Raw genomic sequence first — 16,707 nt, 5'->3', positions numbered from 1 at the left:
GAGCAAGTTGTCACTTGCTCTCATACATGGGAAACAATCGCTTCCAGCTGCCCTTTCAACTTGCATGTCTTGATATGAACCGGAAGCACGAAATGATCGCCTTTATTCAATTCATAGGATCGATCCTCAATCACGATCTCACCGCCACCTTCAATGATACTTACTTGCAGGAACGAGCCTGGCATTTCTAATTCAGTTTCTCCTGCTATTTGCCAATGATAAACGGTGAAATATTCACTTTCTACTAGTTTCTGCTCTGTTCTTGTCCCAACCTTTACAGGAGATTCCCTTGTTTCGATTGTTTCATGTGGAACAGTCGAAACCGCCTTGGCAGCATCCAAATGCAGCTCCCGTTTATTCCCTTGATCGTCCTTGCGGTCATAATCATACACACGATAAGTTATATCGGAGCTTTGCTGGGTTTCCAAGATGACGATACCTGCCCCGATAGCGTGGATGGCCCCGCTCGGAACATAGATGAAATCACCCTTTTTCGCCGGAATCCGGCGCAGGAGCTGATTCCATTCTCCATTATCTATCATCCGTTCAAGCTGTTCTTTTGTTTGTGCATGATGTCCAAAAACAATCTCAGCTCCAGGCTCTGCATCCACCACATACCAGCACTCCGTTTTCCCATAAGGCTCATCCTCCACTTTTCGGGCATAGTCATCAGCGGGATGCACCTGTACAGACAAATCGGTTTTAGCATCAAGGAGCTTCACAAGCAGCGGATAGTCCTCATTTTCATGCTCTCCGAATAACTCCCGATGATCCTGCCATGCATCCAGTAATGTTTTCCCGGCTAGTTCACCATTGCGGATTTTGCTCGGACCGTTCGGATGCGCAGAGATCACCCAAGCCTCGCCCGTATGATCGGATGGCAATTGATAACCGAATACATCCGCCAGTTTGGTTCCTCCCCAGATTCGTTCTTGCAAAGCGGGATCCAGAAAAATGGGCTCTTGTTTATACATAAAAGATCTCCTCACTTTTAAGCACTTTCTTCCAATTTCATTTTACCAATAGTTCCCTGAATCTGACCATATAATTATTGTCTTATTCCTGCAAGTTTTTAGATGATGTGTGCCGGATCCATCCGTGTGAAGCATGAAAAGAAAACCGCTGCGATTCACGCAGCGGTTTTCTCAGTGGATCTGTGATTTGATGATCTCCGTTATCGCATCTTTCGGAAGCGGCTTGTGCTGGCGTTCCCAATCATAGATCAGGGCAATGTATGTTTTATACACGAGAAAGGCCAGAAGCTCGGGATCGTGCTTGGTGACAAAGCCTTTTGTCGTTTCTTTCACGATGACCGTCTTGATGTAATCAAGGATCAATCTCTCTACCTGATTAAGGATCTCCAATACTTCCACTGTACCCAGTTCCTTTGCTTCCTGGCTCAATTTGATCAGCAGCTGGTGGCTTTCACGGAACCCAAGGATCGCATCGAGCATGGCTTGGATATTCTCATGAAAAGCTGCCTCCTCTTGTATCGCTGCATCCGCCGCTTGCCGCAGCTGTTTCATTGTCCGTTCAAGGATGGTCGAGAACAATGATTCTTTGCTTTCAAAGAATGTATATATCGTGCCCTTTGCCACTTTGGCTATCTTTGCGACGGAAGCCATTGTTGTCGCTTTGAAACCAAATTGACTGAAGGACATAGCCGCTGCTTCGATAATTCGTTCTTTTTTGTCTGTTATCATTGTTCTCTACCCCTTTTTCTTTTACATGGAAACAGCAGCCTCATCCTTGTTGTCTTTTTTTAATTTACGAGCCTGCAATATATAGACCAGAATTGTCAATGCCAAGAATATCACAGAAAAGATACTTAAGTAACCTGCCTGCTGCCAGAGGAAGCCCCAGTCATCACCAATCGAAATGATCTCCCGGAAGCCGCTGATGGCATATGTCATCGGTACGAACTTATGGATGACTTGGAAGAATTCAGGGAGCAGCGCAACCGGATAAGTTCCTGCTCCTGCACCGATTTGAATCAGCAACGCGATGATACCCAAGAAGCGTCCCACATTATCCAATGCAACTGTCAATAGCTGAATCAACAGGAAGCTTGTCAGGCTGAACAGGATGGCAAATACAAGCAATCGCCATTCACTATGCACTTCCAAATGGACAATATGGACAAGCATGATGACTGCAAATAAAGATTGGAGCACACTGACAAACAGGATGATACTGAATTTGCTCAGGAACCAGGCGAAGCCGGATGTCGGTTCACCGGCCGGATCGCGAAGCGGGAAGATGTTCGTGAATACGAGTGCCCCGACAAACAAGCCGATGGAAAGAATGTATGGCGCAAGCCCTTCCCCATAGGTATGCACAGTGCTCAGCTTTTCATCCTTCACATCCGTCGGACTCGCAAACATCGTATCCGTCTTATCGCTCGTGCTGATATTTGCATCTTCAGCACCTTTAGCCAGCTCATCATGCAGTTCATTACTTCCATCCGTCACACTTTGTGTACCGTCGGATAACGTTTTTGAACCATCTGTCAGCTGCTGCGCACCGTCAGCCAATTGCGGACCATTGGCATTCAATTGATCCAATCCGGCAGTAAGCTTGCTGCTGCCTGTCTGCAGCTGGTTCAATCCATCCGTCACGGATTGGGAACCGGATACCAATGCAGGTGCACCATCTGCTAATTGATTCACACCATCTGTATATGCATCTATACCGCTATTCAAGTCCTTTTGACCCGATTGGATATCCGTCGCGCCAGCCAATAGTCTGCCCGCCGCATCATTAATGCTGTTCAATGCTGTCTGTGTCTGCTGCGCACCTTCTGCCAGCTTATTGATTTGATCCAGCTGTGCTGTGACCTCTGTCAGCTGCTGCTTAATTGCTTCGGGATCGATATCCGGGAGCTGGATATCCGGAGAAGCTCCCCCAATTTGCTCTATCTGGGCTTGGAGCTCTTTTTTCTGCTCATCAGACAGCTGGCTGCCTGCTACTGCATCTTTTATTTTTTGCAGCTGTTCAGCTTGCTGATCCTCCATTTGCCGCTGCGAGTCTTGCAGCTGCTCTGCCAATGTCATCAAATCCGACAGCCTGGATTGAGCATCTTCCAGTTCCCCTTTTACTGCTTGTGCTTTCTCATTAGCAGAAGCGATTCCATTATTCAGCTCAGGAAACTTACCAGCTAATTGGTCTGTTGCTTGCTCCAGCTGATCAAGACCGCTCGTCAAATCATCCATGGCAGATACCAATGTATCCGATCCATCGACCAGTTCCCCGCTTTTGCCATTTAAAGCCTGCAGGCCATCATTGACCTTCGTGATTCCTTGATCAAGCTCAGGATACTGAGAGGCAAGGTCTTGTATACCTTGATCCAAATCCTGCATACCAGCATCTGCTTCACCCACTTTCTCTGTATAAGTGGCTGTATTAGCCGATAAACTGGCAAGATTCTTGCTCAAGTTCTTGGCCCCTTCATTGATTTCATTCGAGCCATCGGCAAGATCCTTGGAACCGTCGCTTGCTTGCTTCAGACCGTCTGCAACATCCGATAGACTGGCAAATACGGAATGGGCATATTCCTTCGTGACCTGCTCTGCCACCTCTTTATCCAATTGCTGCATCGCACTATCCGTAATCTTGGAAGCTGGATAGTTCTTCCCCGGATTGGAATAGTAATCGATATCCATCTGTTTCGGATTTTCATCAAGCAAGGTAGCTGCATTTGCAGAAAAATCCTCCGGAATTTTTACTACCATATAGTAATCCTCTGATTTCAGACCATCCATAGCTTTTGACTCATCGACGAACTTCCAGTCAAATTTGTCATTGTCTTTCAGGTTATCCACAAAATCGCTGCCGACATGAAGTTCCTTGCCTTCGAAGGTGGATCCCTTATCAAGATTTACGACAGCGACCGGTAAATTGTCAGTATTATTATATGGATTCCAGTTGGCCGCCAGAAAAATAGCACTATAAAGCAGAGGAACAACCAGTATACCGCATATGGCCAGAAGCATTTTCCGGTCTTTCCATATGCGAAGCCATTCCTTCTTCAACATGTTCATAACTTTTCCTCCTACATATTCTTCACCGAGTTGTCCACATAGACCGAATGACCAAAATGGGATTATGGTCAATTTACTAGCTAATAATAGCAGAAAAAGCCTGCTCCGACAACGGTTAGGCTCATTTTTTCCCATGTTTTCGCTTACATGATTTATCCACTGTTGCTGTGCATAACTTGTGCATAACATCTTTATACACAGTGCTCCACAGACTATGAACACTTTACCCACATACTTATCCACATATTCACAAAGCCGATTCTTTATTTAGTGATAAGAATATTTGTTCCCTACAAAATAGAGTATGTTATCCTCATACACATCCACAGGTTGTGCATAACTAAAAAAGCAGCCTATATAAGGCTGCCTTATTGCTGTGCACTTAATGTTACAGTGGTTTCATGCTTTTCTCCATCCCTATAATAAGTTACCTTCATCTTATCGCCGATTTGTTTCTCTTCATAAAGATGCTTCCGTAAGGATGTCATATCTGCTATCGATTGACCATCCAGTTCTGTAATGACATCGAGCTCCTGTAATCCGGCATTTTCTGCCGGAGATAGTGGCTCGATACTCCAAATATAGACTCCATTTTCCATATCGCCCGGCAAGCCCAGATGTTCCGCCCGTTCAGAGGCTGGAATCTCATTTAATGAGTATGCTTCCACTCCCAGGTACGGACGCTCCACTTGCCCATTCTGCTCCAGCTGTTCCATTACAGGGACTGCGCTGTCAACCGGAATGGCAAAACCGATTCCTTCGACAGATGATTCGGCTATCTTCATCGAGTTGATTCCAATCAGCTGTCCGGCCATATTGATGAGGGCACCGCCGCTATTACCAGGATTGATTGCGGCATCCGTCTGCATGACATCTGCCTGCCAATCAGCTCGGCCGTCTCCATTAAAATCCTGCGGCACCGTACGGTTTACACCGCTGATGATACCTTGCGTGACTGATCCCGAAAATCCCAACGGATCACCGATTGCAATGACGGGCTCCCCCGTTTTAACAGTGGAGGACGTACCGATGTCAATCACCTGTTCCACTCGCGAAGCATCCATCTCTAAAACTGCTAAATCGGTAAAGACATCACTTCCGAGCAGTTTCGCGGAAACCTCTGCGCCATTATGCAGGATGACATCGACATCCGTTGCTCCTTCGACGACATGATGATTCGTCACTACATAGGCCTTATCGCCTTCTTTTTTATATATGACGCCAGATCCGCTTCCAGCCGCGCTCTCTTCCTGTGAGAAAAGGGCATCACCTTGCTGCAAATTCACTACTCCCACCACAGCCGGTGCGGTTTCATCCACAATCTCCGTAATGCCTGATTGGACATCGACACTTACATCCTGCAGATTTTGAGGTCGATCCGAATCCGCTGCGAGCTTCGTAGTCTCTCCTTGCTGTGACTGTGATTGGTCGTTCGGCATCAGACTGTCCCGATCAAGCCCATAAGCGACAAGCAATACGATACCGGCACCGATGATACCGCCTAATATAGCCGGCAGCAGCCAGCTTGCACGCTTCGGCTTTTCCGGTTCCTTGTGTTGATCATCAAAATGGTCCATGTTAGCCTCCGTTCCAATTCTTTTCGATATAGCTATCTTTCCACGATATCGGAAAATTAAACTACCTGGAAAATCGGTGTCGGTGTTTTTGGATCTGTATCATGCAATTCGATATGCTTATTCAAGTTGAAGCCCCGCTCCTGCAAGATGTTCCCGACAGCTAGCCGTGCGAGGTCCTTCATGTTGTTATCGCGGCTCAAATGCGCTAGATAAATACGCTTCGTATTGTTATCAATCAAGTCTGTAAGCGCCAGTGCACTGTCTTCATTGGATACGTGGCCCAGATCACCCAGGATCCTCCGTTTGACATTCCATGGATAGCTGCCCATCTGCAGCATACCTACATCGTGATTTGCTTCAAAAATGTAAGCATCGGCTTTTTCAACTATCTTTTTCACTCGATCGGAGACGTAACCAGTATCCGTCACCAGTGCGACTTTCTTTCCTTCATGGTGGAATGTATAGAACATCGGCTCTGCCGCATCATGGGAAACACCAAAAGATTGCACATCCAAATCACCGAATGTTTTCGTTTCTTCCATCCCGAAGATGAATTTATGATCCAGGGGAATCTTTCCGATGCTGTTCTCCATTGCCTTCCATGTCTTTTCATTTGCATAAATCGGCAAATCGAATTTTCTTGCTGCCACACCTAATCCTTTTATATGGTCGCTATGCTCATGTGTGACCAGGATTTTCGTCAGTGACGCCGGATCGATTCCTGCCTCCTCCAATAAACGCTGCAGCTCCTTGCCTGTCAATCCCGCATCGACCAGGATGCGCTCTTTTTCTGTCCCGATAAAGAACGCATTCCCGGAACTGCCGGAAGCAAGTACGCTAAAGCTTAACGTCATGCTGTTTCACCTCTTATTGTGTTTCTTCTGTCTCTGACTCTAAGCTGCTTAGAAATACCGACTCAGTCGGAGCATTCGTATATGGGTAGTCCGGAAGCAACATATAAAAATAATGCTTCGTCCCATTGACGGTGATTTTGTAGGCAGGGGCGAAATTAAGCTTTGAAGAAAGCTCGATGGTTGGGTAAAAGCCCTTTTCCACTTCAATCTTATCGTTGAATTCAATCAGCTGTTTACTCTGTAATGCTTTAACTGCTTCCTTCTCCGAATAATGTTTCAGATTCTCCTGATTTTCACTCTTTTTAAAGTCCTCGATATGCGTTTGTGTATACTCCGTTACCTCGTATTCACTATTCAGGGTGACTAGCAGCAGACAATCTGAACTGAAATAGGTTTGCCCCTCGCTTGTCTTTTGGAAGAATAGTAGTTTATTGCCTTGTCTGCCCCAGTAAGTATAATCCTTTCCGTCGAAGACATAATCCTCGGCAAAATCACTTAACTCTTCCTTCATCTGCTCTTCATCATCATCGACCGAAATCTCGACTGGCAGCTTCTTCGGTTCCTTGAATGTCGCCACCAGCTGATCACCCGAACTGATATCGAAGTCCATTTCATCCCTCGACGGAATATCTTCCAAATCCCCATTGGTAAAATGATGTTTCTTTGCTTCATATTGCTGATTGGTTTCTGTTTCTTCATCTGAGAGCTTGTTATATCCCGTGACACTGGACAGAACCTTATCCTGGCTTTCTGTCTCCAATACCAGCTGTTCCGTTTCTTCCTGCGGAATCAGCTGGAAGATGAGATAGATGTCCAAGACAAGGAAGGCGAGGATGAACATGAGCTTTATTTTATTCCATTGCATCAGCTCTCCCCTCCTGTCTCACTGTCTCCGACCTCGTTCCATTCCCCATCATATTTCACATACCAACTAGGTTTCAGATGATATTTGTAAATATCCGAATCGCTGTCTTCCAACTGATAGCCAATGACTACATCCTGTATATCACGCGGATTGTATTCCTTCTCATTTATCCAGTCCTTCACTTGCTGGGCTTTCAGCGAATAGTTCCCTCGTGATCCCCCGGAAACACCCAAGTTGAGCAGGGTCCGCTCATAGCTTACTGGTTCGGACAGCGTGCTCTGCATCCGGATGGTCATCAAAGATAAACCTTTTGTCTGGAATACCGGATAACCATCGTTCATCATCCTGAATTGGAAGGTGAAGTTGCTTTCACCGCTCACTGCAAACAAATTATAATCATCCGTCCAGCCTTTATGGTTATTGATTGTATGGATTGCAGCCTGCAGCTGTTCCGCCCTGCTCGTCGTCCCTGCTCCAGGAGATGTCGAATTATATTGATAGGAAGCAAATTGCCCATTATTACTGAACTTGATCATTTCCAATAGATTGCTATCGGTGTATTGGTCTGTTCCTTGAATGGTGTAATTATTATCCATATAAATATCAGCAAATACATTCCTGGAAATAGTCTCTCCGCGGACATTGCTGTCTTTCACGACAATCTCCTGTGGCAGGTAGATCTGATTCAAGTCATCCGTATCCGTCCCTGATAGAGAGACAGCGGCAGTAAGGCTGTCCTCATCAAGGATCGTATTTTGGATATTGTCCGTCACTGTTGCTCTTACGACATTTTGCAAGGGGTTCTCCTGCCGTTCATTCACAAAGATCAAATCCGTCGTATCATCCTCATTTGGTTCCAAATACAAATTTGTAAAACCGCCATTTCCAAGCCTGCTTGTGACGTTCTCGGCCCCTTCCACTGTGAATAAAGCATTCAGCTGGGAATAAGCTATCGTCACTGGATAAACGAGCTCGACACTTGTCTTCGGCAATTCGTCCAAGCTATCGTTTTTGGTATTCGTGAGCGTCAAATCCGACAATTCATCAATGAAACTTTGTTCTTCTTCCTTGGAATTAAAAACAAAGTGATTATCACCATTATGAACATAGACATGTGTCGGCCGGACTACATCCGCCAGCTGCTTCTCCACGCCGTTCAGCGTCTTTGCTTCCTCGGTTCCGATTCCTTCCGATTTCAGGCTGTTTGGCTGGAAAGTCCATACATAGGCTGTCAAAATCAGACTCACCGCAACCAGAATGACTAACAAAATCGTATTGAATGTCTCTAACTTCAACGCACCTCACCCCTTTTCCGGTTAAGCGGAATAGTGAAGAGCACGGTTGTGCCTCTGCCCTCTTTGCTTTCGGCCCAGATTACGCCGTGATGCGCTTCGACAAGATCTTTAGCTATTGCCAGACCCAGACCTGTACCGCCCAGCTTCCTGGTACGGGCTTTATCCGTCCGATAGAATCGTTCGAATATCTTGTCCAGTTTTTCGTAAGCAATACCCATCCCCTCATCCGAGATGCTGACCAATAGCTTTTGACTATCCTTTCGGAGACGGAAACGGATCGTTCCGCCATCCGGTGAATACTTGATGGCATTACTGATGATATTATCCAGAACTTGCATGATTTTATCTTTATCAATCGAGATGAACGCTTCCTCTTTCGGCAAATAGCGCTCAAAGTGGATATCCTCTCGCTTATTCATTTCAAAGCGGTCAATCACATGATGGAAGAAATCGACGAAATTGACTCGTTCCCATTCCATTGTATAATTGCTGCTATCCATACGGGAGAGCTGAAGCAGGTCATTGACCAGTCGAATCATGCGATCCGTTTCCTGCTGTGTGACATCAAGGAAATGCGGTGCAATCGATTCATCCTTCCATGCTCCATCCGTCAGTGCCTCCAAGTAGCTCCGCATCGTTGTCAGCGGGGTCCGGAGCTCATGCGATACATTGGAAACGAATTCCCGCCGCTCCTGTTCGATCTGCTCTTGTTCGGTAACATCACTGATTACGGTGATGAATCCGCTGATTTGCTCATATTCATCCTGTACGATGGAGAAATTGCAGCGAAGCAGCAAATATTGATCATCATCACTCATATCAATGATGATCGATCCCGTTTCCTGTATTTCCGTTATATCGACTATCTTTTCATTCAAGTTCAGTACTTCAATCAGGAATTGACCGCGCACTTCGTCAGCACTTCTCCCGATCAGACTCTCTGCCGGCGCATTCATCAATGTGATGGCACCATTCCTGTCGGTGGCGATGACACCATCTGACATGTGGGAAAGTACGGAACTGAGTTTACGACGCTCTCCTTCTGTCCGCATATGCGCTTGCCGGAGTTCGTCATTCATATGATTGAAAGTGCGGGCAAGCTGACCTATTTCGTCCTCCCCATAGACATTCACTCGCTTGGAGAAATCTCCGGTTGCCATGACACGGGCCTGCCTTTGCATTTCCTTGATAGGCTTCGTTATTGCCCGGGCAATGAGAATTCCCAGGATGGCAGCAAAAATAAGGGCGATGAATGTAGCACGCAAGAATATGAGATTCGTGCTTTTCAGCTGTTCATATACATCCTCGATCGATGTCCGAACATAAATCAAGCCGAGTAATTCACTCTCCCCATTACTGTCCGTACCCTCGATATTGTAATAAGATCTCAGCGTCCGATCTCCTGTATCCTCATCTATGACGATATTGGGCTTTGTTTCAGATGGAACTGCGAATCCGTTATTGGTAATCGCCTGAATGATATTATTGTCTGTCACCCTGGCACCGATCGAATCCTGCTCACCAAGCTCGCTTGTTCCCACAAGCTGTCTTTGAATATCGATCACCTGAATCTTTGTTCGTTCACCATTCGAGTAGGTTTTTAGCAAATCAGCAATGTCTTCTTCCAATGTAGGGTCAGTGGGGGAACGTTCCTCCTCGAATTCCTGAGCCAAGGATTGTTTAAGCCACAACATATTGGAATCAAGCGAATCCCGTTTATTTTGAATCAGCTGATTCTCCAAGCTGTTGGTAAAAAAGACGCCGATCAGCAAAAGAGCGATGATCAGCAGCAAAATGTAAACGACGACCAGTTTTAGGCTCACGGAACGGAAAAAGCCTATCTTATTCATAGATATTACTCCTGTTCAGGGCTGCGAAGATAATATCCTACACCCCTTCGTGTGATGATCCAGAGCGGGCTGCTCGGATTGTCCTCGATCTTCTCGCGGAGACGGCGCACCGTTACGTCCACTGTACGTACGTCACCGAAATAGTCATATCCCCATACCGTCTCCAGCAAATGTTCACGCGTCATGACTTGTCCGCTATGACGGGCAAGGTAATGAAGCAATTCGAATTCACGATGCGTCAGTTCCACCTGTACACCATCATTTGTGACGGTATATGCTTCCGGATGGATGACGAGCTTGCCGATTTCAATATCTTTATTCTCCTTGTTATCCTCCCCGGGGATCTGCGCCTGTCTGCGCAAATTCGCTTTGACACGCGCAATGACTTCCCGATTGCTGAAAGGCTTTGTCACATAGTCATCGGCACCGAGCTCCAGGCCAAGGACCTTATCGATTTCGGCATCCTTCGCAGTCAGCATGATGATCGGCATATTATGCGTCTTCCTCACTTCCCGGCATACTTCATTGCCATCTTTATTCGGAAGCATGATATCCAAAAGGATCAGATCAGGATTTTCCTGCTGCACAAGTTCCACGGCTTCATCACCGTCATAAGCACAGATCACCTCATACCCTTCCTTTTCCAAATTGAATTTCAATATATCAGCGATTGGTTTTTCGTCATCAACCACTAAAATTTTATGGTTCATCGTATTCCCACGCTTTCTAGTGTTTTTTATCTGAAATGGTCTAACATTATATTACTAGTTCAGTGTTTGCATACCCTTCCTATTTTACAGCAATTCCGCCCAAATGTCTTTGGAAGGGGGTAAACCGATGATTTTTGGAAGAAAAAAGAAAAAATCGCCCGCCAGGACGATTTTTTCTGCTTATTGGCTATATACACTTCTTACTTCATTCGTTTGGGTGCGATCCGGACCGACAGAGAAGATACTGAGCGGGATGCCCGTCAGCTGGGAAATACGCTCGATATAGTGGCGCGCATTAGCAGGCAGTTCATTCAAATTACGGACACCTGTGATATCTTCTGTCCAGCCTGGCAGTTCCTCATAAACTGGCTCACATTGCGCGAGCTCTTTCAGGCTTGCCGGGAAGTGCTCCATGACTTCGCCTTTATAGCGGTATGCTACACAGATTTTCAGCGTTTCGATGCCTGTCAATACGTCAATCGAGTTCAAAGAGAGATCTGTGATGCCGCTCACACGCTGCGCATGACGCACAACAACGCTGTCGAACCAGCCGACACGACGCGGACGGCCAGTCGTCGTACCGTACTCACGGCCGACTTCGCGAATCTGATCGCCGATTTCATCATGCAATTCTGTCGGGAACGGACCATCGCCGACACGTGTCGTGTATGCCTTGGAAACGCCAACGACGTGGTTGATCTTCGTCGGGCCGACACCGGAACCGATTGTGACACCGCCGGCAATCGGGTTGGAGCTTGTGACGAATGGATACGTACCTTGGTCGATATCAAGCATGACACCTTGGGCGCCTTCAAACAATACGCGGCGGCCTTGATCCAATGCATTGTTCAGCTCAACGGAAGTATCCGCTACATACTTGGCGATTTGCTGACCATATTCATAATATTCATCGAGGATCTCTTCCACCGTGAAGACATTGCTTTCATAAACTTTTTCGAACAGACGGTTCTTTTCTTCCAGGTTCTGCTCCAGCTTTTCCCTGAAAGCATCCTTGTCCAATAAATCTGCAATACGGATACCCATTCTTGCTGCTTTATCCATGTAAGCAGGTCCGATGCCTTTTTTAGTCGTACCGATTTTATTGGCTCCTTTGGATTCTTCCTGCAGTTCATCCAGTTTCAGATGATACGGAAGAATGACATGCGCACGGTTTGAAATGACTAAATTATCTGTGCTGACATTGCGTTCGTGCAAATATTCCAATTCTTTAATCAATGCTTTGGGATCGATCACCATACCGTTACCCAGGACACATTTCTTTTCCGGGAAAAAGATACCGGATGGAATCAAGTGAAGCTTATATGTGACATTATCGAATTTAATTGTGTGGCCAGCATTGTTTCCGCCTTGGTAACGCGCAACAACTTCGGCATTCTGTGAAAGGAAGTCAGTGATCTTCCCTTTCCCTTCATCTCCCCATTGGGTTCCTACTACAACTACTGAGGACATCTGTGTGGCACCTCCGCCAAATAACTATTTTTAAGACCTCTAAAGTTTATCAATCCCCAAAACACATGTCAATGATACAACCGAACATTTATTATACATATCTTAGATTCGTTCGTTAAAAAACACCCTATCCATGGATAGGGTGTTTTTATCATGCTGGCGGGACATCACTTTCCGAATATCTATGATCCAAATCTACGAATTTATTATATTCCTTCACAAAGGCCAGCTCCACTGTCCCGACCGGACCATTACGCTGCTTGGCCAGGATGATCTCGATGATATTCTGCTTCTCCGACTCTTTGTCATAATAATCGTCACGGTACAGGAATCCGACGATATCGGCATCCTGCTCGATACTACCGGATTCACGCAAGTCGGACATCATCGGGCGTTTATCCTGCCGCTGCTCAACTCCGCGGGAAAGCTGCGACAGTGCGATGACCGGAACTTCCAGCTCACGCGCCAAAGCCTTCAGGGAACGGGAAATCTCGGAAACTTCCTGCTGACGGTTTTCTCCTTTTCCGGAGCTTGAGCCCATGATGAGCTGCAGATAATCGATCAAGATCATTCCCAATCCGCTTTCCTGCTTCAGGCGGCGGCACTTGGACCGGATATCGCTGACACGGATACCAGGTGTATCATCAATATAAATACCGGCATTGGACAAGCTTCCCATTGCCATCGTGAGCTTGCCCCAGTCCTCTGCCTGGAGGCTCCCTGTACGCAATCGCTGTGCATCGATATTGCCTTCTGCACAAAGCATACGCGAAACGAGCTGCTCCGCTCCCATCTCCAAACTGAAGATGGCGACATTTTCGCCCGCATGGATACTGACGTTCTGTGCGATGTTCAATGCAAAGGCCGTCTTCCCCACCGATGGACGCGCGGCAATGATGATCAAGTCATTCCGCTGGAAACCGGATGTCATCTTATCCAGATCCCGGTACCCCGTAGGGACACCTGTGACCGTGGCATTCTGATGGTGCAATTTCTCGATATTATCGTAAACATCGATCAAAACATCCTTGATGTTCTGAAAAGCACCGGAATTCTTTCGTCCGGAAACCTCCATAATCGATTTCTCTGCTTCGTTGAGCACGTCCTCGACAGCATCTTCCTTAGCGAAGCTTGAGGTGACAATATCGGTGGCAGAACGTATCAGCCTGCGCAGCAGCGCCTTTTCAGCCACGATCTTGCTATAGTACTCAATATTTGCTGCTGTCGGAACGGCATTGGCAAGATCGCTCAAATACGAAACCCCGCCGACCTCCTCCAACAGTTTTGCATTGGCAAGCGCAGTCGTGACCGTGACAAGGTCCACTGGTTCGCCCCTATCGGATAAGCGCATCATCGCATCGAAAATCCGCTGATGGCTTGCACGGTAAAAATCTTCCGCTACTACTTGCTCCGACGCTCTCGATAGTGCTTCAGGTTCCAGAAAGATGGCACCAATCACGGCTTGCTCTGCTTCTATATTATGAGGAGGCGTCCGGTCATTCCAGACTTCTTCCATCATGATTCCCCCATTTCTGGCATACTGCTATCATTGTACCGAAATATCCCCCTTTTGTGTCAAAAGGGGGATGGAAAAATGCTAGTATTTTGTTGGAAAAAATATTATTGCTCGCTGATATGAACTTTCACTTTGCCGGTCACTTCCGGATGCAGCTTCACTTCCAAGTCGCGATAACCCAAGGCGCGGATCGGTTCATTCAACTCGATTTTCCGTTTATCGATCTTGATATTATGTGCCTTCTTCAATTCATCGGCAATCTGTTTGCTTGTGATGGATCCGAATAGACGACCGCCTTCACCGGATTTCGCTTTGACCTCCACAGTCAGATTGGCAAGTGTATCACGCAGTTTTTTCGCTTCTTCCACTTCCTGAAGCTCCAACTGATGCTGTTTATTCTCTTTCGCTTCCTGCACTTTCATATTGCCTTTGGTTGCAGGCACAGCCAAATCATTCTTAAGCAAGTAATTACGTGCATAACCATCCGGCACTTCTTTTACTTGTCCTTTTTTCCCTTTACCTTTGACGTCCTTTGTAAAAATGACTTTCATTCTTCATTTCTCCCTTCAACATACTCATCGATGATCCGCTGCAGGTCCTTCTTGGCTTCCTGTACGGTTGTATCGGCGATCTGCGTGGCAGCATTGGTCAAATGTCCGCCGCCGTTCATTTTTTCCATGATCACCTGGACATTGACTTGCCCGAGGGATCTGGCACTGATTCCGATGCGGCCGTCTTCCCTCTCGGAGATGACAAAACTTGCACTCACACCATCCATCGTCAGCAGTGTATCTGCAGCCTGGGCAATGACGACCGGCCCGAATACCTGCCCGTCTTTTGCCGCAGAGATCGCAATACCCTCCCGGTAGATATCCGTGTGTTCAATCAAATGCGCCCGTTTCACATAGGTTTCCAGATCCTCTTTCATAAATCGCTGCACAAGCACCGTGTCCGCGCCTTTGGAGCGCAAATATGATGCCGCATCGAACGTACGGGAACCGGTACGGAGCGTAAAGCTTTTCGTGTCGACAATGATCCCTGCAAGCAACGCACTTGCCTCCAGGGTGGATAATCGCAGCTTTTTGGGCTGGTAATCCAGGAGCTCGGTCACAAGCTCAGCTGTCGAGGAAGCATAAGGCTCCATGTAGACAAGCGTCGGTTTCTCAATGAATTCCTCTGCCCGGCGGTGGTGATCGATGACAACGACATGCTCCGTTTTGCTAAGCAGCCTTTCCTCAGCCACCAGCATCGGCTTATGGGTATCGACGACGACCACAAGCGTATTCTTCGTCACCCTGTCAAGTGCTTCTTCCGGACTGATGAATTGCTCCCACAGCTCTTCATCCTGCTGAAGAGATGCCATCAGCTTGGAAACACTATGGGTATCCGCCTTATCAAGGACGATATGCCCGACGATATCATTCGCTTCCGCGATTTTCAGGATGCCGATAGCAGCTCCGATCGAATCCATATCCGGTGCCTTATGCCCCATGATGAGCACTTGTTCACTTTGCTTGACCAATTCCTTCAGCGCGTGGGAAATGACACGCGCCCGCACCCTGGTCCTTTTCTCCATCGGATTCGTCTTTCCGCCATAGAAGCGTACCTTTCCGGCCTCTCCTTTGATGGCAACCTGGTCCCCGCCCCGGCCAAGGGCCAAATCCAAGCTTGATTGCGCCAGTTCGCCGAGTTCCGGCAATGTCTGACCGCCGGCTCCGACACCGATGCTCAGCGTGATCGGGATATTCTGATCCGTTATCAATCCGCGTATTTCATCAAGGATTTCGAATTTCGTCCGCTCCAGCTCCTTCAAGATACGCTGATTGAGCACAGCAAGAAATCGTTCCTGTGAGGTACGCTTCAAATAAATCCCTTTCTGACGCGACCATTCATTCAACTGCGCGGTAACCCGGGAATTGATCTGACTTTTCGCTGTATCATCAAGATTCTGCGTCATTTCTTCATAGTTATCGAGGAAAATGATAGCTAGGACTGTCTGTTCTTCATTATATAAGTTCTGGATTTCCAGCTGCTTCGTCCGGTCGAATAAATACAGCAGCCGCTCTTCCCGCTTGATCACCGTCAGGAAATCATAGTCATCAAGTGTGATCCAAACCTCATTCTTTTCATCCTTGATTGCCGGTATCAGCGCATTTGACAGGTCATCAAGCGAAACGCCCACAAGCGTATCCTCTGTAAACCGGTTCATGTACGGTGTCGTCCATTCAATCTGATAATTCTCGCTGTACAGCACGATACCGATCGGCATCTCCAAGAGCGCTTCCTCGCCGACTTTCTTCACACGGTGGGACATCGTGGATATGTACTCCTCCGTCTGATCCTGCATCCGCTGTTCCGTCAGTATGCTGTAGAAGAAAGACAGCGCCAGGAGCACTGTAAGCGGCAGCCCAAGCTTCCATTCATAAAACCACACACAAATAAGCAAGATGACAGCAATTACATATATCACGATCAAATGCTTACTCAATGCTGGTTTTTTAAATATCTCTGGCATATATGTCAGCTCCTA

Annotated in this window: 13 protein-coding genes; all 13 read right to left on the bottom strand. The window is 47.0% G+C overall.

Going from position 1 to position 16,707, the window contains the following annotated elements; all coding sequences use genetic code 11:
• Window positions 1-20 precede the first annotated feature (20 nt).
• The gene (gene manA / locus MHI54_RS08980) at window positions 21-974 is read right to left on the bottom strand and encodes a mannose-6-phosphate isomerase, class I (protein ID WP_095215749.1); all 954 of its coding nucleotides are present in this window, start codon (window positions 972-974) and stop codon (window positions 21-23) included.
• Between the two features lie 171 nt (window positions 975-1,145).
• On the bottom strand, window positions 1,146-1,703 hold the full coding sequence (locus MHI54_RS08975; RefSeq protein ID WP_095215748.1) for a TetR/AcrR family transcriptional regulator: 558 nt from the start codon (window positions 1,701-1,703) through the stop codon (window positions 1,146-1,148).
• Between the two features lie 21 nt (window positions 1,704-1,724).
• Window positions 1,725-4,040: a YhgE/Pip domain-containing protein gene (locus tag MHI54_RS08970; protein ID WP_340081304.1), complete on the bottom strand. Its 2,316-nt coding sequence runs from the start codon at window positions 4,038-4,040 to the stop codon at window positions 1,725-1,727.
• A 368-nt stretch (window positions 4,041-4,408) separates the two neighbouring features.
• Entirely contained in the window at window positions 4,409-5,617 is a 1,209-nt protein-coding gene (locus MHI54_RS08965; protein WP_095215746.1) for a trypsin-like peptidase domain-containing protein, read from the bottom strand.
• Between the two features lie 56 nt (window positions 5,618-5,673).
• Complete coding sequence (locus MHI54_RS08960; RefSeq protein WP_340081303.1) at window positions 5,674-6,471, bottom strand: MBL fold metallo-hydrolase; 798 nt, start codon at window positions 6,469-6,471, stop codon at window positions 5,674-5,676.
• Between the two features lie 13 nt (window positions 6,472-6,484).
• Window positions 6,485-7,336, bottom strand: a complete 852-nt coding sequence (gene yycI / locus MHI54_RS08955) for a two-component system regulatory protein YycI (RefSeq protein WP_095215744.1) — start codon at window positions 7,334-7,336, stop codon at window positions 6,485-6,487.
• On the bottom strand, window positions 7,336-8,631 hold the full coding sequence (yycH, locus tag MHI54_RS08950) for a two-component system activity regulator YycH (RefSeq protein WP_095215743.1): 1,296 nt from the start codon (window positions 8,629-8,631) through the stop codon (window positions 7,336-7,338). The genes yycI and yycH overlap by 1 nt, the downstream gene beginning before the upstream one ends.
• Window positions 8,628-10,481 carry a cell wall metabolism sensor histidine kinase WalK gene (gene walK, locus MHI54_RS08945; RefSeq protein WP_095215742.1) on the bottom strand — a complete coding sequence of 618 codons (1,854 nt, stop codon included), beginning with the start codon at window positions 10,479-10,481 and terminating at the stop codon, window positions 8,628-8,630. The genes yycH and walK overlap by 4 nt, the downstream gene beginning before the upstream one ends.
• A 5-nt stretch (window positions 10,482-10,486) precedes the next feature.
• The gene (gene yycF, locus MHI54_RS08940; protein ID WP_340081301.1) at window positions 10,487-11,191 is read right to left on the bottom strand and encodes a response regulator YycF; all 705 of its coding nucleotides are present in this window, start codon (window positions 11,189-11,191) and stop codon (window positions 10,487-10,489) included.
• 180 nt (window positions 11,192-11,371) lie between these two features.
• Window positions 11,372-12,661 carry an adenylosuccinate synthase gene (locus MHI54_RS08935; protein ID WP_340081300.1) on the bottom strand — a complete coding sequence of 430 codons (1,290 nt, stop codon included), beginning with the start codon at window positions 12,659-12,661 and terminating at the stop codon, window positions 11,372-11,374.
• A gap of 151 nt (window positions 12,662-12,812) precedes the next feature.
• Window positions 12,813-14,177 carry a replicative DNA helicase gene (dnaB, locus tag MHI54_RS08930; protein ID WP_095215740.1) on the bottom strand — a complete coding sequence of 455 codons (1,365 nt, stop codon included), beginning with the start codon at window positions 14,175-14,177 and terminating at the stop codon, window positions 12,813-12,815.
• Between the two features lie 104 nt (window positions 14,178-14,281).
• The gene (gene rplI, locus MHI54_RS08925) at window positions 14,282-14,728 is read right to left on the bottom strand and encodes a 50S ribosomal protein L9 (RefSeq protein ID WP_095215739.1); all 447 of its coding nucleotides are present in this window, start codon (window positions 14,726-14,728) and stop codon (window positions 14,282-14,284) included.
• Window positions 14,725-16,692 carry a DHH family phosphoesterase gene (locus MHI54_RS08920; protein ID WP_095215738.1) on the bottom strand — a complete coding sequence of 656 codons (1,968 nt, stop codon included), beginning with the start codon at window positions 16,690-16,692 and terminating at the stop codon, window positions 14,725-14,727. The genes rplI and MHI54_RS08920 overlap by 4 nt, the downstream gene beginning before the upstream one ends.
• Window positions 16,693-16,707 lie beyond the last annotated feature (15 nt).

It is taken from the genome of Terribacillus sp. FSL K6-0262 (assembly GCF_037977385.1).
In the GTDB taxonomy this organism is placed as follows: domain Bacteria; phylum Bacillota; class Bacilli; order Bacillales; family Amphibacillaceae; genus Terribacillus.
This window is presented reverse-complemented; position numbering and strand designations above follow the sequence as displayed.